This window comes from Caballeronia sp. GAFFF1 (genome assembly GCF_023630705.1).
Classification (GTDB): Bacteria; Pseudomonadota; Gammaproteobacteria; order Burkholderiales; family Burkholderiaceae; genus Caballeronia.
In genome coordinates this window covers 52,386-73,161 of the sequence record NZ_JALQEM010000029.1, presented here as the reverse complement: position 1 = coordinate 73,161, position 20,776 = coordinate 52,386, and the positions used below count along the sequence as shown (strand labels likewise).

Annotated in this window: 19 protein-coding genes; 11 read left to right on the top strand and 8 right to left on the bottom strand. The window is 64.7% G+C overall.

Going from position 1 to position 20,776, the window contains the following annotated elements; genetic code table 11:
- Nucleotides 1-284 precede the first annotated feature (284 nt).
- A complete protein-coding gene (locus NCR37_RS16010; protein WP_250473845.1) occupies nucleotides 285-1,487 on the bottom strand; it encodes a hypothetical protein in 1,203 nt (400 codons plus the stop codon).
- A gap of 573 nt (nucleotides 1,488-2,060) precedes the next feature.
- On the opposite strand from NCR37_RS16010, the gene NCR37_RS16005 reads away from it, so the two are divergent.
- Nucleotides 2,061-2,540 (top strand): hypothetical protein, encoded by a 480-nt coding sequence (locus NCR37_RS16005; protein WP_250473844.1) that lies wholly within the window; start codon nucleotides 2,061-2,063, stop codon nucleotides 2,538-2,540.
- A gap of 3 nt (nucleotides 2,541-2,543) precedes the next feature.
- On the opposite strand, the gene pdxY is transcribed toward NCR37_RS16005, so the two are convergent.
- A complete protein-coding gene (pdxY, locus tag NCR37_RS16000) occupies nucleotides 2,544-3,422 on the bottom strand; it encodes a pyridoxal kinase PdxY (RefSeq protein WP_250473843.1) in 879 nt (292 codons plus the stop codon).
- Between the two features lie 396 nt (nucleotides 3,423-3,818).
- Between pdxY and glgC the strand changes: the two genes are divergently transcribed.
- The 4 genes from glgC (at nucleotide 3,819) to NCR37_RS15980 (ending at nucleotide 8,948) form a co-directional block, all read left to right on the top strand.
- A complete protein-coding gene (gene glgC, locus NCR37_RS15995; RefSeq protein WP_250473842.1) occupies nucleotides 3,819-5,093 on the top strand; it encodes a glucose-1-phosphate adenylyltransferase in 1,275 nt (424 codons plus the stop codon).
- Between the two features lie 76 nt (nucleotides 5,094-5,169).
- On the top strand, nucleotides 5,170-6,633 hold the full coding sequence (gene glgA / locus NCR37_RS15990; protein ID WP_250473841.1) for a glycogen synthase GlgA: 1,464 nt from the start codon (nucleotides 5,170-5,172) through the stop codon (nucleotides 6,631-6,633).
- A 70-nt stretch (nucleotides 6,634-6,703) separates the two neighbouring features.
- Complete coding sequence (locus NCR37_RS15985; protein WP_250473840.1) at nucleotides 6,704-7,504, top strand: SDR family oxidoreductase; 801 nt, start codon at nucleotides 6,704-6,706, stop codon at nucleotides 7,502-7,504.
- Between the two features lie 7 nt (nucleotides 7,505-7,511).
- Complete coding sequence (locus NCR37_RS15980) at nucleotides 7,512-8,948, top strand: dihydrolipoyl dehydrogenase (RefSeq protein ID WP_250473839.1); 1,437 nt, start codon at nucleotides 7,512-7,514, stop codon at nucleotides 8,946-8,948.
- A gap of 81 nt (nucleotides 8,949-9,029) precedes the next feature.
- Here NCR37_RS15980 and NCR37_RS15975 read toward each other — a convergent pair whose 3' ends face one another.
- From NCR37_RS15975 to NCR37_RS15965, 3 genes are all read right to left on the bottom strand, one after another.
- A complete protein-coding gene (locus tag NCR37_RS15975) occupies nucleotides 9,030-9,386 on the bottom strand; it encodes a hypothetical protein (RefSeq protein ID WP_206468467.1) in 357 nt (118 codons plus the stop codon).
- 260 nt (nucleotides 9,387-9,646) lie between these two features.
- On the bottom strand, nucleotides 9,647-10,534 hold the full coding sequence (mmsB, locus tag NCR37_RS15970) for a 3-hydroxyisobutyrate dehydrogenase (protein WP_250473838.1): 888 nt from the start codon (nucleotides 10,532-10,534) through the stop codon (nucleotides 9,647-9,649).
- 17 nt (nucleotides 10,535-10,551) lie between these two features.
- Nucleotides 10,552-12,096 carry a CoA-acylating methylmalonate-semialdehyde dehydrogenase gene (locus NCR37_RS15965; protein WP_250473837.1) on the bottom strand — a complete coding sequence of 515 codons (1,545 nt, stop codon included), beginning with the start codon at nucleotides 12,094-12,096 and terminating at the stop codon, nucleotides 10,552-10,554.
- A gap of 187 nt (nucleotides 12,097-12,283) precedes the next feature.
- On the opposite strand from NCR37_RS15965, the gene NCR37_RS15960 reads away from it, so the two are divergent.
- The 6 genes from NCR37_RS15960 to infA all read left to right on the top strand — a co-directional run bounded on the left by NCR37_RS15960 (nucleotide 12,284) and on the right by infA (nucleotide 17,304).
- Nucleotides 12,284-13,246, top strand: a complete 963-nt coding sequence (locus NCR37_RS15960) for a LysR family transcriptional regulator (protein WP_250473836.1) — start codon at nucleotides 12,284-12,286, stop codon at nucleotides 13,244-13,246.
- Between the two features lie 297 nt (nucleotides 13,247-13,543).
- A complete protein-coding gene (locus NCR37_RS15955; protein ID WP_250473835.1) occupies nucleotides 13,544-14,524 on the top strand; it encodes a M23 family metallopeptidase in 981 nt (326 codons plus the stop codon).
- Nucleotides 14,511-14,867 carry a hypothetical protein gene (locus NCR37_RS15950; protein ID WP_250473834.1) on the top strand — a complete coding sequence of 119 codons (357 nt, stop codon included), beginning with the start codon at nucleotides 14,511-14,513 and terminating at the stop codon, nucleotides 14,865-14,867. Before NCR37_RS15955 ends, NCR37_RS15950 begins: the two co-directional genes overlap by 14 nt.
- Before the next feature lie 75 nt (nucleotides 14,868-14,942).
- Nucleotides 14,943-15,380, top strand: a complete 438-nt coding sequence (locus NCR37_RS15945) for a bactofilin family protein (RefSeq protein ID WP_250473833.1) — start codon at nucleotides 14,943-14,945, stop codon at nucleotides 15,378-15,380.
- A gap of 161 nt (nucleotides 15,381-15,541) precedes the next feature.
- Nucleotides 15,542-16,519: a magnesium/cobalt transporter CorA gene (gene corA / locus NCR37_RS15940; RefSeq protein ID WP_250473832.1), complete on the top strand. Its 978-nt coding sequence runs from the start codon at nucleotides 15,542-15,544 to the stop codon at nucleotides 16,517-16,519.
- Between the two features lie 515 nt (nucleotides 16,520-17,034).
- Complete coding sequence (gene infA / locus NCR37_RS15935; protein WP_175941889.1) at nucleotides 17,035-17,304, top strand: translation initiation factor IF-1; 270 nt, start codon at nucleotides 17,035-17,037, stop codon at nucleotides 17,302-17,304.
- Nucleotides 17,305-17,374: 70 nt separating this feature from the next.
- Here infA and NCR37_RS15930 read toward each other — a convergent pair whose 3' ends face one another.
- The 3 genes from NCR37_RS15930 to zwf are packed head-to-tail and all read right to left on the bottom strand — an operon-like array spanning nucleotide 17,375 to nucleotide 20,659.
- On the bottom strand, nucleotides 17,375-18,256 hold the full coding sequence (locus tag NCR37_RS15930; protein ID WP_250473831.1) for an HAD family hydrolase: 882 nt from the start codon (nucleotides 18,254-18,256) through the stop codon (nucleotides 17,375-17,377).
- Nucleotides 18,253-19,086, bottom strand: coding sequence for an ROK family protein (locus NCR37_RS15925; RefSeq protein WP_284506911.1), 834 nt, complete (start codon nucleotides 19,084-19,086; stop codon nucleotides 18,253-18,255). Before NCR37_RS15925 ends, NCR37_RS15930 begins: the two co-directional genes overlap by 4 nt.
- A 16-nt stretch (nucleotides 19,087-19,102) precedes the next feature.
- A complete protein-coding gene (zwf, locus tag NCR37_RS15920) occupies nucleotides 19,103-20,659 on the bottom strand; it encodes a glucose-6-phosphate dehydrogenase (protein ID WP_250473829.1) in 1,557 nt (518 codons plus the stop codon).
- Nucleotides 20,660-20,776 lie beyond the last annotated feature (117 nt).

Below are 20,776 nucleotides of genomic sequence, written 5' to 3'. Positions count from 1 at the left end.
GAATGCGCGAATCGCGATAATCCCGCCAACGCGAAACGCAGTGCTTCCAAATGCCGGTTGAGTCGGCCATCCGGCCTTGCGATACTCACCTGCATCCCGTTGTCTCCTCACGCGTCCGTTCCCCCGTTCGGGACAGTCTCGCAACGGACGCGCTCTCGCCGCCTACCCCGGGCGGCTTTTTTTTGCCCGGCGCAATGGAAACGGGCGGCGTTCACCGAACGCCGCCCGCTTGCCTCGACGCCGTTTCCGGCGACGCTTACCGCTTATCGCTTATCGCTTATCGCTCATTGCGGCTCGTACCACGAGTACGTGGGGAGCGCACTGACCGGCGAGCCGATCTGGAAAGTAATATCGCGATGCGAGGTCAGCACGATATCGCGCGGATCGCCCAGGTAACGCCGGGAGTCGCCGTTGTCGTTGATATAGACCACGACGTTGCCCTGAATACCCGCGACGTTCGTCGTCGTGAGCGGCTGGCCCCAGATGTCGAACAACTGCCCGAGCGTGTAGGTCTTCACGTTCGGCGTTTCGATATGGACGATGCCGGTCTGGTCATGCGTGTGCATCTCGTAGTTGCAGCTTCCCGGAATGCCGACTTGTTTCGGAAATTGCAGCCACTGACCATCCTTGATGATCGCGACGTGCGCGTGGACGTGGAACGTCTCGGCCATGCCCGCGGCGCAGGTGATGCCGTCGATGGTCGTGCCCGTCGCCGTGCCGCCGACCGGCCAGGCAGCCGTATCGCCGACGACGCCGCCATAGACCAGCGTGACCGGATTGTTGTTGAACGCCGGCGGATCGATCCACGTGTAGGTCGGAATCTGCGCGGGCGGCGTGCCGATGACAAGCGTCACTTCGCCGTGCTGCGGCAAGACGAGGCTGGCGAGATCGCCCGTGTACTGTTGGAGCGCGCCGCCCGTGTTCACCCATGCCGTGACCGGCCCGGTGATGCCCGCCACGTTGGTCGAGGAAAGCGGCTGCCCCCACACGGCGAAGAACTGGCCGAGCGTGTACGACGCATTGCTCGTTTCGTCCATGCGAATCTTGCCGGTGTTGTCGTTGGTATGCACCGGATAGACGCAGCCCGTCTGCAACGCCAGGGTCGGCGCGACAGTGCCGATATTCGCGGGCAACGCCAGCTGTTTGCCGTTCTGATAGATGGACAGATGCGAGTAGCTGTACGTATTGCCCGCGACCGCGCAATTCAGGCTGCTCACCTGCTGGCCCGCGCCGCCGCTCGCGGTGGAGCCGCTCGCCCATTGCGCCGCGCCGAGTGCCGTGCCGTCGACGACTTGCGTCGCCGCAGCGAGTGTCGGCGTGGCGCTGGTTGAACTGCCGCCCGACGAAGTTCCGCCCGAACTCGTCGTCGTGGTCGTGCCCGTTCCGTTCGAACTGGTCCCGCCACCACCGCCGCCGCAACCGGCAAGTAAAACCAACGCGGCCGCCGAAGCGAGGGCGCTAATCCAATAAGTATGTTTTCCTTCCATGTCTCAACTCCGCCTATCGTTAAATAAATTCGTTGCGGCATGCGTTTTCAGGCGCACAACGCTCCGCGATGACATGCGCATGCATGCCTTCTGCGTGAATCGAGCATCAACAAAACGTCGCGCACGACATAAGACCGGGCGAAACGGGTGTTTCGCTCGGAGGCGCTGGTCTCATGCGCGCAAGTTTTGCCTATATGGCTTTTGCATGCGGTCGAATTAGCCCGACGCACGCACTGGCCACAGAATCACGCCCTGACGGGCGCTGTTTGTAATGGCTCAAAGATTCTGAGCAATAAAGAAACGTACACCTGCGAATGGATAATTCGCTGGTGGAACGAAGCGTAACGTTCAAGGCTAATTGCCGCAAGTGTATTTGTCGGGCAATTAAGCGTTTGTGGTTATCGCGCGGCTATTAGTCATTCAAATGACGGGACAATAAGAATGCGGAAGACAAAACAAAGCATTAATCCGCAATGTCGCGGCTAACGCTAATTGACACTCGCCGGCGCCGCGTGAAAGCATCCACGCGCATTGCCTCGTGCAAACCGCGCCGCTCTCTATCGGAGTGCTCACATGATATTTCACGCGTCCATTCCCGCCCGCGACCCGAAACACGTCGCGCACGTGCTCGCCGAACTATGGGACGGCTTCGCCGCGCCCTTCTCGCCGTTTCCCGATGCATGGATGGCCGTCGCGGGCGACGAGCGCGGCAGCATCATCGAGGTCTATCCGAGCGATCGCGTGATCACGCCCGGCGGCGGACACGAAACCAGCGTGAGCTACGGCGCGGGCACGGTCGAGCGGCCGCAATACAGCGCTTTCCATATGGCTATCGCAACGCAGCGCAGCGCCGCCGAGGTGCTGGCCATCGGCGAGCGCGAAGGCTGGCGCGCCGTGCGTTGCACGCGCGGCGACCATTTCTTCGACGTGATCGAGTTCTGGATCGAGAACGCCACGATGCTCGAATTCCTCACGCCCGAGATGCAAACCGAGTATCTGGCGTTCGCTACGCCCGAGAACTTCAGGGCGATGGCGGCAGCGGCTGCCGCCTGATCTTCAGCGGGCGGCGGGCGCGTTACCGGTCACGCGAATGGCGGGAAAGCGGTCGGTCGGTTTCGCGATCTCGTCTTGCGACGCCACGATCTCCAGTTCGTAGCGGCCCGCCTCGTAGGTGGCCTTGACCACGGCATTGACCGCCGCGAGCGAATGTTCGAGCGCGTTGCGAAGCGAATCGCCGAGCAGCGTGCGCGCGACGAACACCGCGCTCGTGAGATCGCCGACGCCGACCGGCTGCCGCGCGAACGGATACAGCGGCCGCTGCGCGAACCATGCCTCGTTCGCGCTGACGGCGAGCATGTTGAACGTATCGGCGCGGCTGTTGCGATCCAGCAGATGCTTGACGAGCACGACGCGCGGCCCCCGCGCGATGACTTCCCGGCAGGCATCGACCGCTTCTTCGACGGTCTCGATGGTCCGCCCCGTGAGCTTCTGAAGCTCGTTGTGATTGGGCATGATCGCATCGGCGACTTCGGGCATCGTCGTGACGAGAAAATCTTCGATGCCGGGCGCGACCGTGCAGCCGCCCTCCACGCCCATCACCGGGTCGCAGAAGTAAAGCGCGCGCGGATTCACGGCCTTCACCATCTTCACGATCTCGACGACGGCGCGGCCCTGCTCCGTCGCGCCGAGATAGCCGGAGAGCACCGCGTTGCAGCGCGCAAGCACGCCGATCGCGCCGATGCCTTCGATCACGCTTTGCAGTTCCTCCGCATCCACCACGCCGCCGGTCCAGCGGCCATATTGCGTGTGATTGGAGAACTGCACCGTGTTGAGCGGCCAGACGTTGACGCCGAGCCGCCGCATGGGAAAGACCGCCGCGCTGTTGCCCGCATGCCCGAACACGACGTGCGACTGGATACTCAGGACATTATTCATGTTGTCATTTCCGGACTGGCGTAAGAGCGGTCAAAGTCGATTGGGCGGGCCATTGTGTATTGTGCCGCCCCAACGCGCGGCGCGGCATCGCGTGCTCGTTATAAATTGCGGCGCCGCATTTTGTCCAGTCGCGCGCATGCAACAGCGCCGCCGCGTCGCACCCGCGTGCCTTGCGACGCGCGCTCTGGCATATGCCTTGCTCAGTGCGCTCGACGACCAATGCCTGCCGGCAACAAAAATTCGAACGCCAGCCCCGCAGGATTCGAACGCGCGCCGATAATGCTACGAACATCAACGCGCGCACCGCCCGACGCAGCGGCCGCCAACCCTCGAGGACGAAGCACCGCCTAGCATCCACACGACATCAACAGACGCAGGTCAAAATCAGGAGCCGACATGGAGACGCCGTCAAAGAATCGCACCGACTTGCAGAAGTCCACGCTCGCAATCGTCCTCGCCGGCGGTCGCGGCACGCGTCTCGGGCCGCTCACGGACAAACGGGTCAAGCCCGCCGTCCACTTCGGCGGCAAATACCGCATCATCGACTTCGCGCTGTCCAATTGCCTGAATTCGGGCATTCGCCGCATCGCGGTGGTCACGCAGTACAAGGCGCATTCGCTGTTGCGCCATCTTCAGCGCGGCTGGGGTTTCCTGCGCGGCGAGTTCAACGAATTCATCGATATCTGGCCGGCGCAGCAGCGCGTCGATTCGAGCTGGTATCGCGGCACCGCCGACGCCGTGTTCCAGAACCTCGACATCATCCGGTCGATCGCGCCGGAATTCATCATCGTGCTCGCGGGCGATCACGTCTACAAGATGGACTACACGCGCATGGTGCTCGACCACGTCGAGAGCGGCGCGGACTGCACGGTCGGCTGCATCGAAGTGCCGCGCATGGAGGCGGTGGCCTTCGGCGTGATGCACGTGGACGAGAACCGCCGCGTCACCGCGTTCCTGGAGAAGCCCGCCGATCCACCCGCCATGCCCGGCAAGCCCGATGTCGCGCTCGCGAGCATGGGCATCTACGTGTTCAGCGCGAAGTATCTGTATCAGCTGCTCGAAGAAAACATCGCCGCGTCGAGCACGGACCACGATTTCGGCAAGGACATCATTCCGCGCGTCGTGACGAGCGGCCGGGCGATCGCGCATCCGTTCGGCATGTCCTGCGTCACCTCCGACAACGATCCGAACGCGCCCGCCTATTGGCGCGATGTCGGCACCGTCGATGCCTACTGGGCCGCGAATCTCGATCTCGCCTCGACCATTCCGCAACTCGATCTCTACGACCGCAAATGGCCGATCTGGACCAATCAGGAACAGTTGCCGCCCGGCAAGTTCGTGCGCGACCTGAACGGCCAGCAAGGCGCGATCACGAATCTGCTGGTATGCGGCGGCTGTGTAATCTCCGGCTCGCAGGTGTCGAAGTCGGTGTTTTCGTCGGCGGTGCGGGTGCACTCGTTCTGTAACATCAATGAGGCAGTCTTGTTGCCTCAGGTGACGGTGGGCCCGAGTTGCCGGTTGCAGCGCGTGGTGATCGACCGCGGCTGCACGGTGCCCGAGGGACTGGTGATCGGCGAGGATCCCGAAGAAGACGCCGCGCGGTTCTTCCGCACCGAGTCGGGCGTCACGCTCGTCACGCGCGAGGCGCTCGCGCGGCTCGCCGAGCGCTGATCGCGAGTCCAGGCCGGACGGGGCGGGCGCGCCGCTCGCCCGATAACGCAGTCAACCATAATCGACGGGAGCGCCGATGACCGTATGCGTGCTGCATGTCGCAGCAGAGATGTTTCCGCTTCTGAAAACCGGCGGCCTCGCCGATGTGGTCGGCGCGCTGCCGCCCGCGCAATCGCAACTCGGCGCGGACGTGCGCGTCGTGTTGCCCGGCTTTCCGGCCGTGATCGCCGGGCTCTCCGATATCCAGCCGGTGACGAGCCTCGGCGCGGCCTTCGGCGCCGGCGAGGTGCGGCTCGAACGCGGCGTATTGCAGCCGCACGGCGTCGTGGTTTATGTGGTGCGCGCCGATCAGTTCTATGACCGTCCGGGCAATCCGTATCTGGACGCGTCGCACAAGCCGTACGCCGACAGCGACCGCCGCTTCGCGCTGCTCGGCTGGAGCGCCGCGCGCATCGCGACGGGCGCCGATCCCGCGTGGCGGCCGCATATCGTCCATGCGCACGACTGGCACGCGGGCCTCGCGCCCGCGTATCTGCGCGCGTTCGAGCGTGGCGGCGCGCCGCGCGTGCCGACTGTGATGACCGTGCACAACCTGGCGTATCAGGGCGTCTTTCCCGCGTCGCACTTCGGCGCGCTCCAATTGCCGGCGGATTTCTTCGCGGTGGAAGGCGTCGAGTTCTACGGTCAGACTTCGTTTCTCAAAGCCGGCCTGTACTACGCGGACCGCATCACCACTGTCAGCCCGACCTACGCCCGCGAAATCCAGACGCAAGCGCAGGGCGCGGGCCTGCATGGCCTGCTGCAGACGCGCACGCACGACATCAGCGGCATTCTGAACGGCGTCGACTATGCGATCTGGAGCCCCGCTATCGACGACGCGATCGCCACCCGCTATACCGCCGCCAAGCCGGCCGGCAAGAGCAAGTGCAAGACGGCGCTACAGGAGCGCATGGGACTCGCCCGCGACGACGACGCGCTGCTCTTCGGCGTCGTCAGCCGGCTTACGGAGCAGAAAGGCATCGATCTGCTGCTGTCGGCGGTGCCGGAGATCGTGCAGCGCGGCGGGCAACTCGTCGTGCTAGGTACCGGCGACCCGGCGCTCGAAACCGGCCTCAAGAACGCCGCGGCGGCGCATCCGGGCGCGGTGGCGGTCGAACTCGGTTTCGACGAAACGCTCTCGCATTCGATCATCGCGGGCAGCGACGTCGTGATGGTGCCGTCGCGTTTCGAACCCTGCGGGCTCACGCAGTTGTACGCGCTCGCGTACGGTTCGTTGCCGCTCGTGCATTGCGTGGGAGGCCTCGCGGACACGGTCGTCGATTGCTCGCTCGAAAATCTCGCCGACGACACGGCCACCGGCTTCGTGTTCGACCGGTTCCAGCGCGCGGGCATGGTCGCGTCGATCCGCCGCGCGTTTGCGCTGAAGGCGCGGCGCACCGAGTGGAAGACGGTCGTCAAACGCGCGATGACGCAGAACTTCGGCTGGGAGACGGCGGCGCAACGCTACGCCGAGGTCTACCGGCAACTTATCGGCGCGTGAGAAGGCGTCGCATGTCGGGCGCGCACCTTGCTGCGGCTCCACATCGAATTAACCGACACCAGGAAGGCTCATGCAAAAAGCCCTCGCAGGCCAGATCGCGCTCGTGACCGGCGGCAGTTCCGGCATCGGCGCGGGCGTCGCTAAGGCGCTCGCGGACGCCGGCGCGCACGTCGCCATCAACTATCACTCGCACGGCGAGCCGGCTGAGAAGCTCGCCGACGAGATCGCGGCGCTCGGCGGCGAGGCGTTCGCCGTCGGCGCGGACGTGTCAGACGAGCAATCCGTCGACGCCATGTTCGATGCCGTCGTGCAGCGCTACGGCACAGTAGATATCGTCGTGGCGAATTCGGGCTTGCAGCAGGACGCGAAGTTCGTGGACATGACGCTCGACGAGTGGCGCAAGGTCATCGACACGAATCTGACCGGGCAATTCCTGACGGCGCAGCGCGCGGTGCGCGAGTTCGTGCGGCGCGGGCCGCGGCCGGTGTCGAAGGCGCTGGGCAAGATCATCTGCATGAGTTCCGTGCACGAAGTCATTCCGTGGGCTGGACATGTGAACTACGCTTCGTCCAAGGGCGGCATTCAGATGCTGATGAAGTCGCTCGCGCAGGAAGTCGCGCCGCAGCGCATCCGCGTCAATTCGATCGCGCCCGGCGCGATCCGCACGCCGATCAACCAGGACGCGTGGGATTCGAAGGAGGCGCTCGACCGGCTGCTGACCCTCGTGCCGTACGGACGGATCGGCGAGGTCGACGACATCGGCCGCGCCGCCGTCTGGCTCGCGTCCGATGACAGCGATTACGTCGTCGGCACGACGCTCTTCGTCGATGGCGGCATGACGCTGTATCCGGGTTTCGCCGATAACGGCTGAGTCGCCTATGGACCCGATGAAAGTGGATGTCGCCGTGATCGGCGCGGGCACGGCCGGCATGGCCGCGTTCCGCGCGGCACGCGAGGCGGGCGCGAACGCGGTGCTAATCGAAAGCGGCGAACTCGGGACGACATGCGCGCGCGTCGGCTGCATGCCGTCGAAGCTGCTGCTCGCCGCCGCGAACGGCCTGCACGACGCGCGCGCGCTGGCGGCGCGCGGCATCGAAGACACGCATGCGCTCGATGCCGACTGGGCGCGCGTCATGGACTACGTGCGCCGGGAGCGCGATCATTTCGTTCGCGGCGTGATCGAGGAAACGGAAGCCTTTCCGGACGGCTCCATCCTGCGCGGACAGGCGCGCTTCGAAGCGCCGGGGTGCCTTCGCGTCGGCGACGACACGCGCGTCCAGGCGAAGAGCGTCGTCATCGCGACGGGCGCGGCGGCAAGCGTGCCCGACGAGCTCAAGGTCTTTGGCGACAAGCTCATTACGAGCGACGATCTCTTCGAAGTGCGCACGCTGCCCAAGCGCATGGCCGTGTTCGGCACCGGGCCGCTCGCGCTGGAACTGGGACAGGCGCTCGCGAGACTGTCGGTGGAAGTCTTCATGTTCGGCAAGAACGGCAGCGTGGCGGCGCTCTCCGACACGCCGGTGCGCGACGCGCTCACGGCGGCGCTCGCCGACGAGTTCTATCTCGATCCGGACGGCGACATCGAACACATGTCGCTGGAAAACGGCCGGCCGACGCTGCGCTTCAAGTCGCGCGACGGCGCCACGCGCACCGAGCAGTTCGACCTCGTGCTCGCCGCCACCGGCCGCACGCCGAATCTGAAGCCGCTCGCGCTGGAACATGCGGGCATCGAACTGAACGAAAAGGGCGTGCCGCGCTTCGACGAATCCACGATGCAGTGCGGCGACAGCGCGACCTTCATCGCCGGGGACTGCGACGGCACGCGTCCGTGGCTACAGGATGCCGCCGACGAAGGCAAGCTCGCCGGCGAGAACGCCGCGCGTTTCCCCGACGTGCAGCCAGTAAAGCGCAAGATTCCGTTCTCGATCGTGTTCTGCGAGCCGCAGGTGGTCATCGTCGGCGCGTCGTACGAATCGCTCGACAAGCAGATGACGGTCACGGGCGCGGTGTCGTTCGAAATGCAGGGACGCAGCCGCGTCATGCGCCAGAACCGCGGCCTTCTTCACGTCTACGCCGACGCAAAAACCGGCCAACTGCGCGGCGCGCAAGGCTGCGGCCCGGCGCTGGAGCACGTCGGCCATCTGCTCGCGTGGGCGATCCAGCTCGACCTGACGCTCGACGACGCCTTGAAGCTGCCGTTCTATCACCCGGTCGTGGAGGAAGGCTTGCGCACGGCGCTGCGCGACGCCAGCAACAAGTGGTACGCCGAACGCGCCGCCAAGCCGCCGAGCCTGGCGAGCGCGGCGGGCTGCTAGCACGGCGTGTCTCGCAAACGAAAAAGGCCGGCGTCGAAACAGCCGGCCTTTGCTTTGTGACGACTAAAACTGCGCCGCGGATCAGCTTCCGCTCAACCCATATTGCAGCGCAAGGTCGAATCCGAGCACGACCATCGAGCAGAACAGCCCGAGCAGCAGATTCGCCAGCCGGTGTCCGACATCTTTATGGCGCGTCAGCACGGCCCCCGCGAGGAACGCGATTTCCACGATAACCTGCATGGCGAACACGGCGATCATCAACGCGAACTCGTAGCCCATCGCGTTGAAGTTCATGAAGTTGAAGCCGTTCACCGCGACCCAGGATCCCACTCGCCAGGCTTCGTATGCCAAAAGCAGCAACGGAAAGAAATAGCTGGCTACGTAAGTCGGCATCGTGGCATGCCGGAGTTCCATATTCAAATGACGTGTAACTTGCATCGCGTGCTCCTCATCTGATCGCCCGAAAGACCGGGCTCGTCGCCTGCATCGGAGGCGCGCGCGACACCGTTTCTCCTGGAGCGGAACTCACGGCACACGCGCGTCGTGCTTTCAGAATAGGACATTTTTTTGGAAAGCGAATCATCGTAATCCCGATGACTCCGTCGCATAAGGCGAAGCGAGACGCATTGTGCAGTGCAACTTAATAAAGCAGTTATAGCGAGCACCTGATTCGGCACGCACGTGCGTGCCGAACCGACTCAGTCATGCTTGCCGTACAGCTTGATGATGCCTGAAAAATCGAGCCCGCCGAGACGTTGCTGACTCATCGACTGATAGAGTTGCTGCGCGATTGCGCCCATGAAAACAGGCTGCTTTGCGCCGCGCGCAGCGTCGACGGCAAGACCGAGATCCTTGAGCATCAGGTCCGCGCCGAAGCCGCCGCTATAGTCGCGCGATGCCGGCGCAGTCTCGACAATACCCGGATAGGGATTACACGTATCCGAGCTCCAGCAGCGCCCCGTTGACGTGTTGATGATTGCAGCGAGCTTCGCCGGATCGATACCCAGCGTTTCACCGAGCTTCATCGCTTCGGCAACGCCGATCATCGAAATGCCGAGCAAGAGGTTATTGCAGATCTTCGCGATCTGTCCGGTGCCCGTTTCGCCGCAGCGCACCATGTTCTTGCCCATGCCCGAGAGCACCGGCCGCAGCCTTTCGAAGAGTGCCTCGTCCGCGCCGACCATGAACGTGAGCGTGCCCGCCTGCGCGCCGACCACGCCGCCCGAGACCGGCGCATCCGCGAACGGATTGCCATGCGCCGCCGCGGCCTCTCCGATGAGCTTCGCGGTGGCCGGATCGATCGTGCTGCTGTCGATGAGCGGCACGCCCGCGCTCGCGCCTGCCAGCACGCCGTCGTCGTTCAGATAGACCGATTTGACGTGCGGCGCGGCGGGCAGCATCGTGATGACGACCTCCGCGCCTAAAGATGCTGCGCGCGGCGAACCGGCGAGCGTCGCGCCCGCCGCCTTGGCCGCGTCGAGCGCGGGCGGCGAGAGATCGAAAGCCGTCACCGCGTGACCCGCTTTTAGCAGATTCGCGGCCATCGGGCCGCCCATGTGGCCTAGTCCGATAAAACCAATACGCATCGCGTGTCTCCTTGTCGTTATCGGAGCGAGATGGTCGTGTTCACGCCGTCGTTCACGGTGGCGTCGTCGAACCAGCGCGCCGTGACCGTCTTCGTCTGCGTATAGAACTGCACGACCTGCTTGCCGTACGGCCCCAGATCGCCGAGCTTCGAGCCGCGCGAACCGGTGAAACTGAACGACGGCACCGGCACCGGAATCGGAATGTTGATGCCGACCTGCCCGATGTCGATTTCGCTCTGGAACTTGCGCGCCGCCGCGCCGCTCTGCGTGAAGAGACCGACGCCGTTGCCCATCGGATTGCGGTTGACGAGCGCGATGGCGTCGTCGAGCGTGGCTGCTTCCAGCACGCACAGCACCGGCCCGAAAATCTCCGTCTTGTAGATGGCCATGTCGGGGCTCACGTCCGAGAAAACGGTCGGGCCGATGAAGTTGCCATTCTCGTAGCCGGTGACGGTGATATCGCGGCCGTCGAGCGCGAGCGTCGCGCCCTCTTCCACGCCCTTCGCGATCATGCCGAGAATCCGCTCCTTCGCCGCGCGGGATACGACCGGCCCGAGGTCCGCACCCGGTTCCGTGCCCGCGCTCACCTTCAGCGAGCGCGCCCGTTCGACGAGATCCGGCAGCCAGTCCTTCGACGCGCCCACGAGCACGACCACCGACGTCGCCATGCAACGCTGCCCCGCCGCGCCGAAGCCCGCGCCGGCCAGCGCGTTGAGCGTCTGCTCCTTGTTCGCGTCCGGAAGCACGACGGCGTGGTTCTTCGCGCCCATCATCGACTGGACGCGCTTGCCGTGCTGGCTCGCCAGGTTGTAGACGTGCGTGCCGACCGCCGTCGAGCCGACGAACGACACCGCCCTGATATCCGGATGGGTGCAGAGCGCATCCACCACATCTTTGCCGCCATGCACGACGTTGAGCACGCCCGGCGGCACGCCGGCTTCCATCGCCAGTTCGACCAGTTCCATCGTCGAAAGCGGGTCCTGTTCGGACGGCTTCAGCACGAAGGTGTTGCCGCAGACGATCGCCATCGGGAACATCCAGAGCGGGATCATCGCGGGGAAATTGAACGGCGTGATGCCGGCGCACACGCCGATCGGCTGGCGCAGCGTGTACGTGTCGACGCCGCCCGCGACGTTCTCCGCGAATTCGCCCATTTGCAGCGTGCCGATGCCGCACGCGTGCTCCACCACTTCGAGGCCGCGGAAAATATCGCCTTCTGCGTCGGCGAGCGTCTTGCCCTGCTCCGCCGTCAAGGTCTGCGCGATGCGCTTCATGTTCTGGCGAATGAGGTCCTGAAAGCGGAGCATGAGCCGCATGCGCGTGCCGAGCGGCGTCGTACGCCACGTCTCGAACGCCTTCTGCGCGGCGCCGACTGCCGCGTTCACCTCGTCGGCCGTCGCGAACGGCACGCGGCCGACGACTTCCTGCGTCGCCGGATTGACGATGTCGCGCCATTCGCCGGTTTTCGATTCGACGAACTCGCCGTCGATCAGCAATTTGGCGGTCCGCACGGACGCGCCCGGGCGCACACCCTGCGCCGGATGTTCAGCAACGATATTCACGGTTGACTCCTCGATTGGAACGGTGCGGAGAAAGGAGCGAAGACGCGCGGGCGTGACGCGGACAGAGCGTCGGGTGGAAAGGCATGTCGTCTCCGTTATAGGTCTCGGCCCGCTATGCGGCAGGCTCGTGCCTTTGAGTATAGTTATGCAAAAGTCCGCCCCGGCACTAGAAAAACACCCGACCGATATGCAAAAACGCCCGAAGTTCGACGCCGCGAAACTGAACTGGGACGACCTGCGCTATTTCCTCGAAGTGGCGCGCACGCAGCGCGCGAGCGGCGCGGCCAAGCGCCTGGGCGTCGATTACACGACGGTCGCGCGGCGCGTGCGCGCGCTCGAAGACGCGCTCGGCACGCTGCTCTTCGACAAATCGCGCAGTGGCGGCTTCGTGCTGACCGCCGAGGGCCAGCGCCTGCTCGGCTTCGTTGACGCGATGGAAACCACGGTGCAATCCGCCGCCGAGCAGATCGCCAACACGGGGCACGCGCTGTCGGGTCACGTGCGCGTCGGGTCGACGGAAGGCTTCGGCTGCTTCTTTCTCGCGCCGCATCTCGCCCGTTTTCAGGACGCGCATCCGAACATCTCCATCGACCTGTTGCCGGTGCCGCACTTCGTGAGCCTCTCGAAGCGCGAGGCGGATATCGCGGTGACGCTCGAACGGCCCGAGCAAGGTCAGTACGTCTACACCAAGCTCTGCGACTATCGACTGAAGCTGTACGCGACGCCCGGCTATCTCGACGGCCACGCGCCGATTCGCGCAAAAGACGACTTGCGCGAGCACCGCTTCGCAAGCTATATCGACGATCTCGCGTTCAGTCACGAACTGCTGTATCTGGAGCGCGCGGTGCCGGGCGCGGTGTCGCGCTGGCGCAGCACGAGCGCGATCGCGCAGTATCACGCCGCGTTGCAGGGGCGCGCGCTCGCCATCCTGCCGTGCTTCATGGCGTCGCCCGACGCGCGGCTCGTGCCGGTGCTGCCGGAAGAGATCGTCGTGACGCGCGCGTTCTTCCTGTCGTGTCGCGAAGACTTGCGCAGGCTGAGGCGCATCACCGCCGTCTGGGACTACCTGCGCGCCGCCGCCGAGCTGAACCACGCGTTCCTCATGGGTGACGCGCCCGAGATCGGCTGGGTAGACATCAAGTCATCCTGAACATACTTTCGAGATAGGTTCAACCTTTTTGACGTTGTTGGCGCGCCCAAGTGGTTTAATGGCCGCTTTCCGCCGATGCGTTCACGCATCGGCAATCGGCATCATCCGCCGGATTCGTATTAATTTGATTCGCCATCCCGACGAACTGTCGGCGCGCCGGGCGCCGTGCGGCATAATCGCCGGCCCGCTTTATCGCGTCGTCCGTCGCGGCGTTGCTATCTCAGTGAATCGATTGAGCTTTCTCCTAATTCAACCCTGTCCGGACGCGCGCGCCGGCTCACTGCACGCCGTTCGCTGATGTCGTTCGTCATCTGGTCAAGACGCTCCGTGTCGAGCCAGCGCGTGCGCTTCGTCGAAGCGCGCACGGCCCGCACCATCGCCGTCATCGGACTGATTGCGCTTCTGATCGCCGCGCTCGCGCTCGGCATTGCCATCGGCACGACTTTCGCACGCAGTCATCTCGGCGAGGAGCAGGCGTTCGTGTCGCGCCGCTCGTACGAGATCGAGCAGCTCGGGCGCATCGACGCCGACATCGGGGCGCTCGTGCCGCGCGTCGCGGCGCTGTCGGCGCAGGTCGGCGAGTTGCGCGACTTCGATAACCGGCTGAAGGCCGCGCCCGGCGCGGGCACGGCGGCCGGCGTGCACGACGTGCCGCCGCTGCCCGACAGCGAAGGCGCCGCCAGCGCGCTCGACGGCGCGGGCGGTCCGGAACTGCCGCCGCGTCTTTGCAACGCGGAGCGCGCGCCGGACGGCACGCCTTCGCAGCGCCTCAAGAACGCGCAGAAGGTTATCGGCTGCCTGAGCGACACGCTCTCGCAGTTGCAAGGCCAGGCCATCGCGCATTACACCGCGTACATGGCGTTTCCCGGCCGCGATCCCGCGCCCGGCTCGCACTTCGGCTCGCCGTACGGCAACCGCATCGATCCGTTCACCGGACACGTGAGCTTTCATCCGGGGCTCGATCTCGTCGCGCCGAGCGGCACGCCGATTCTCGCGAGCGCGGGCGGGCGCGTCGTTCAGGCGGGCGAGCGCAACGGCTACGGCAACGCAGTGGATATCCGCCACGGCAACGGCACGGTGACGCGCTACGGCCACGCGTCGCGCATTCTCGTGACCGAAGGCCAGTACGTGATGCCGGGCGACGAGATCGCCGAAGTCGGCTCGACGGGCCGCTCGACCGGGCCGCATCTGCACTTCGAAGTGATCGTGGGCGGCGCGCAGCTCAATCCGAAGCCTTATCTCATGCTCTTCAGGCAGAAACCCAATGCGCAAGGCTGATTCGAAGCGTGTCTCGCTTAAGCTGACCCAACGTTCCTATTCGCTCACGCCCAAGCGCAGCACCGCGTATATCCCCGGCCTGATCGCGGCCATCTGCGCGGTCGGCGCGCTCGTCGCGGCCGGCTACGCGCTCAAGACCTCGCACGAACAGGCGCGCAAGCTGGACGTGCTCTGCGCGCCGCCCGTCTCCGAGCAAAAGCTGCGCGAAGAACTGGCCCATGCGCAGTTCGCGCTGGAACAGCAGACGGCGGCGCGCGCCGCGCTCGAACAGCGCGCCCTGCAAAGCGCCGCGCAGATCGAGCGGCTGCAAACCGACCTCGCCTTTTTGAAGAAGCAACGCTGATTCATCCGACCGACCGAGCACGCAATCGCGCGTGATCGTCGGAAGCCACCCTTTACCGCATCACAAGGAACCGCCATGTTCTCATCGAAGAAAGATTCGCAAGGCGTCAAGCCGGCCAAGCTCTCCACCCTGATCGCGCAGAATGTCCATATTTCGGGCGACCTCGAATTCAGCGAAGGCCTGCGCATGGACGGTCAGGTGACCGGCAACGTGACCGGCCGCGCCGGCGACGAGTCGCTGCTCGTCGTGAGCGATCAGGGCGCGATTCACGGCAACGTCAGCGCCTACGACGTCATCATCAACGGCCGCGTGGTCGGCGACGTGATGGTCGCGCATTTCGTCGAACTCCAGTCGAATGCGCATGTACAGGGCAACATCTACTATCAGAAGCTGCGCATGGACGTCGGCGCGACGGTAGAAGGCAAGCTGACCAAACTCGACGCGATGCAGTCGAACGTGGCCGCGCTGCCCGCCGCGGAAGTCGTGCCGCAGCTCGACTACACGGCAAGCTGAACGCCGCGCGCGCTTGCAAATACAGGGCGCGTGGCGTGTCGCGATCCGCTAAGATTTCCACGAGGAAGTCCGCGCCGCGCCTGTCGTGCATCTTGTGCGTCTTGTGCATCTTGCAAAAAGGCCGCGCGCGGCTGTTTACATCGAGATAACAAGGGCGCCCCATGCTGGTCAATTGCGCGGCTTATCAGAACGGCCGAAAGCTCGCAGACGTACAAATCGACGACATCAATGCGTACCGGGACCTGCCCGATTCGTTCATCTGGGTCGCGTTGAAGGAGCCCGGTCCGGGCGAGCTCGCGCACATGGCGCATCAGTTCGGCCTGCATGAACTGGCCGTCGAGGACGCGCAACACGGGCATCAGCGCCCGAAGATCGAGGAGTACGGCGATTCGCTCTTTGCTGTGTTCCATACCGTCGAATTCGACGAGGAAGGCGAACTGCTCGTCGGCGAGATCAACGTTTTCGTCGGGCGCAACTACGTGATCTCCGTGCGCAACCGCACCACGCAAGGGTTCCAGGAAGTGCGCAAACGCTGCGAGCGCGAGCCGCAGTTGCTCAAACACGGCCCGGCGTTCGTGATGTACGCGCTCGTCGATGCCGTCGTCGATCGCTATTTCCCCGTGCTGGAAGCGCTCGGCAACGCCCTCGACGAAGTGGAAGAGCGCATCTTCGAGCGTAACGGCTCGGCGGCGTCGCGCGAGATCATCGAAGACCTGTACTCGCTCAAGCGCCGCATGACGCTCATGCAGCATCACACGGCGCCGCTGCTCGAAGCCGTGAGCAAGCTCTACGGCGGGCGGCCGCCCGGCGTATGCGCGGGCATGCAGGAATATTTCCGCGACGTCTACGACCACCTGCTGCGCATCGTGAAGACCATCGAAGGCCGCCGGGAAATGATCGTGACGGCCATTCAGGTGAACCTCGGCCTGATCGCGCTCGCGGAAAGCGAAGTCACGAAGCGCCTCGGCTCGTTCGCCGCCCTTTTCGCGGTCCCGACGATGATCGCCGGCATCTACGGCATGAACTTCCATCGGATACCGGAGCTGGACTGGACGTATGGCTATCCGGCGTGCATCGGCGCGATGTTGCTGGTCGATATCGTGCTGTTCTGGCGCTTCAAGAAGGCAGGTTGGTTATAATACGGGTTCGGTGCCACCGCATCGCATGAACACAGCATCACTCGCCGGGCACCGCGCAAGGAACTTTTGCGCGGTTTCCTCTGTCTAAACGGGATTCTGTCGAGACGCAGCCTCAGTGCCTGGTCAGTAGCTTGTATTTCCGCTTTCTGACCGCACTTGCCAGTCACAGCAGACCCATTCACCGCATCACACCGCACGTCGGCACTCGCGGCATCGCCCTGAATCCCGGTCGAAGCCTCGCAGAGAGCCGGCGTCGCCGTCCCGGTCATGCCGGCCAGGGGCTTGCCGCTCGAAGGCGAGTTCCGTCGTTCCGGCCTATGCCGTCAAGCTCGCCACGAGCCTGAAAGCAAGACGCGGCGCGTTCGTCGTTCGAGCGCGCCGGACCACGCCCGACTTCGCTTCCGACGCGTTGCAGCGGCGATGCGCTGTGCGCACCGTCGCCCGCCGACACTCGGGAATGCCGTTGCGTGGCGTCGAGCGGCGCGGCACCCACTATTACTTGAACAGGAGCTCAAATGGCGAAAGAAGAACTAATCGAACTCGACGGTATCGTTGACGAAGTGCTTCCCGACAGCCGCTACCGCGTGACGCTGGACAATGGCGTCGTCGTCGGCGCTTATGCCTCGGGCCGCATGCGCAAGAACCACATTCGCATTCTGGCCGGCGACCGCGTGACGCTGGAAATGTCGGTGTATGACATGACCAAGGGCCGCATCAACTTCCGTCACAAAGACGAACGCGCAAGCGGCGGCGGCGCAGCCCGCGCGCCGATGCGCCGCCGGTAAGCGCGTCCCGAAACAGCCGTTAAGCCGTCCAGCACGCCAGTGCGAGCCGGCCGGCGTTTCCGGAACCACGCTACAACCCACGCGCCGACAAGAGCGCGTTGATTCCCACCGCGAAGCCGTCCTCGTCGTTCGTCGACGAGACGAGGCTCGCGCGTCGTTGCACCGCCTCCGACGCCTGTCCCATCGCAATCGACGTCCCCGCAATCTCGAACATCGCGATATCGTTGGTCATGTCGCCGAGCACGGCCACGCGCTGGAGCGGCACGTTGCGGCGCTTCGCCAGTTCGCGCACCGCGTCGCCCTTGTTGGCGAGCAGATGCGTGATGTCGAGGTAATAGCTCTGCGACCGCGCCGCGTTCGCGCGCCCTTCGAGTTGTGTCTGCAACTGCGCTTCGACGCGTTCGAGCAGCGGCGCGTCCGCCGTCGAACCGACGATCTTGTCGACGGCATCCAGATCCACATCGTCGAAACGCTGCACGAGCACGCCGTCATAGCCGACCGTGCGCCGTTCGCGCGGCACATACGCGCCGTCGGGATTGGTCAGATACCACACGTCGCCGACGAACACCCACGCATCCACGCCCGCGGAGGCGAGCGCCTCCAGCGACGTCTGCACGGCATCGCGCGGCAGCTTGTGCGCGGCGAGCACTTCCCACGTGCCCGGCTGAACGAGATTGCCGCCGTTATACGACGCATACGGCATGTCGACGCCGAGCGTCTCCACGATATAGCGCATGCCCGCGCCCGGCCGACTACTCGCGACGGTGAACCCGACCCCCGCTTGCCGCAGACGCCGCACCGCGTCCTTCGCGGGCTCGCTGATCGACTTGTCGGTGTGGAGCAGCGTGCCGTCGCAGTCCGAGACGATGAGTTGGACGTGCGCGAGCGCCTCGAACGCGGCGGCGGCGTCGCCGCTTATGCTGTGCAAACCGAATTGGTCATTGGCATTCATGAAGGCGCTCCTTCGCGCTGATTGAAGTCGGAGAGTTGGCGAGTCTCGCGAACCGAGCGCGGATGCCACAGCTTCGCGCCGCCCTCGATGCCCGCCGCGTTCGATACGACCGCCACGTTCGGCGGCAACTCGAAGTTCAGATGGGTGGCGTTGCCCCCGCCGATCCAGAGCTTGTCGAAATTAACGAGCGTGTCGAGGATGCCGAGCACCTTCTCGACGCGGCGGTTCCAGCGCTTGTTGCCGGCCTTCTCGCGCGCCGCGTTGCCGATGTATTCGTCGTAAGTTCGGCTCTTGGACACCGGATGATGCGCCAGTTCCAGATGCGGCATGAGTTCGCCGTCGCGAAAGAGCGCGGTGCCCGCGCCCGTGCCGAGCGTCAGCACGAACTCCAGACCGCGACCTTCGATAGCCGCGAGTCCTTGCATTTCGGCATCGTTGATCATGCGCGCCGGCATGCCGCCGAGACGCTGGGAGATCATGTCCGCTAGCGGCACGCGCTGCCAGTATTCGTTGCCGAGATTGGGCGCGGTCAGTACGACGTTATCGCGCACCACGCCCGGAAAGCCGATCGAAATGTGCGTCGGCGGCTCGGCAAGAATCGGCTGCACGAGCGCGACGAGCGTATCGACGACCACGTCGGGCAGCGCGGGCTTGGGCGTCGGCACGCGCACGCGCTCGCTCTTCATCTCGCCGTCTTCGGACAGCACCGCGGCCTTAAGCCCGGTCCCGCCGATGTCGATGGCGAGAATGCGGTCCGCCTTCACCGCGCCCTTCGCGGTGGTCACGCGTTTTCTTTGCTTCGTTCGGGTTTCCGCGCTCACGCTTGTCATCGTTGTTATCCAATGTTCAGTTCTTCTTGCGGTTGTCGGTCAGCGGACGCCACGCGCGGCCGTCTTCTGCGAGCAGACGGTCCGCCTCCTTCGGGCCGGCGCTGCCCGCCGCGTAACCATGCACGGGCAGTTCGCCGTCTGGATGCAGCACGCGATCCACCGCAGCCCACGCCGTCTCGATGCTGTCGGCGCGCTGAAACAGCGTTTCGTCGCCGAGCATGCAGTCGTAGAGCAGCGTTTCATAGCCCACGTTCGCGCGCTCGGCGAAGAAGTCGCCGTAATCGAACGCCGAGCGCACCGCGCCCATCTGCATCACCGGGCCCGGCACCTTGACGTTGAAGTCGAAGGTCGTGCCGTGCGCCGGGTCGATACGCAGCGTGTAGACGTTCGGCGTCAGTTCGTCGACGGGCGTGTCGCGGAACAGCCGGAACGGAACCGCCTTGAGCTGCACCGATATCTCCGTGCGGCGCTCGGTCAGCCGCTTGCCGGTGCGCAGATAGAACGGCACGCCGGCCCAGCGCCAGTTTTCGATGAAGACGCGCGCCGCCGCATAGGTTTCGGTGCGGCTGTCCTTTGCGACGCCGGGCTCTTCGCGATAACCCGGTCCCGCCGCGCCGGCTTCATATTGCCCGAACACCACGTCCTGCGCCGAAAGCGGCTTCATCGCGTCGAAGACTTCGGCCTTTTTGTCGCGCACGGCTTCGGCGTCGAAGGAATTGGGCGGTTCCATCGCCACCATGCCGAGCAACTGGAAGAGATGGTTCGGCACCATGTCGCGGAACGCGCCCGTCTGCTCGTAGAAGCTGCCGCGCCCTTCCACGCCTATGGTCTCCGACGCCGTGATCTGCACGTGATCGATGTATTCGCGCCGCCAGACCGGCTCGAACATCGCGTTGGCGAAGCGCACGGCCAGAATGCTCTGCACCGTGTCCTTGCCGAGGAAATGGTCGATACGATAAATCTGCGATTCCTTCGCATAGGCGAGGATGCAGCGGTTGAGCGCCTGCGCCGAAGCCAGGTCGGTGCCGAACGGCTTTTCGATGACGAGCCGCCTGAACGCGCCGTCTTGCTCCTCCAGCAGTCCGGCGCGCCCGAGATGTTCCGCGATCGGCGCAAAGAACCGGGCGCTCACGGCGAGATAGAACACGACATTGCGGCTCTTCATCTCGGTGAGACGCGCTCCGAGCCGCGCGAAGGCTTCCTCGTCGTCGAACTCGCCCGCGAAGTATTCGAGCTTGTTGGCGACGCGGTTCCACGCGTCTTCGTTGAGCTTCGACGTATGGAAGGTGCTGGCCTTGTCGGCGGCGAACTTGCGCAGCGACTCGGTGAGTTCGTCGCGCCACGCGGAGGTCTCGCGCTCGCCGTGATTCACGCCGATGATCTGCATGTCGTCGTCGAGCAGACCGTCGGCGGAGAGGTTGTAGAGCGCGGGCATCAACAGCCGCCGCGTGAGATCGCCGCCCGCGCCGAAGATCACGAGCGTGCACGCAGGCGCGCGGCGCTTTGCTGCGGGCGACGCTGAAGACGGGTTCGAAGCACTTGCCTGACTGCTATTGTCTGCATCATTCGGCATGACGTGGGTGTCCTCATCCGTTGAGCGAAAATGGAAAGACCTTCGGCGACGCGGCACAGTTCAATCGCGCATCGCTTCTTACGGCGCCCGCTTCGTTTGTAGGCTATCTGTAATTTT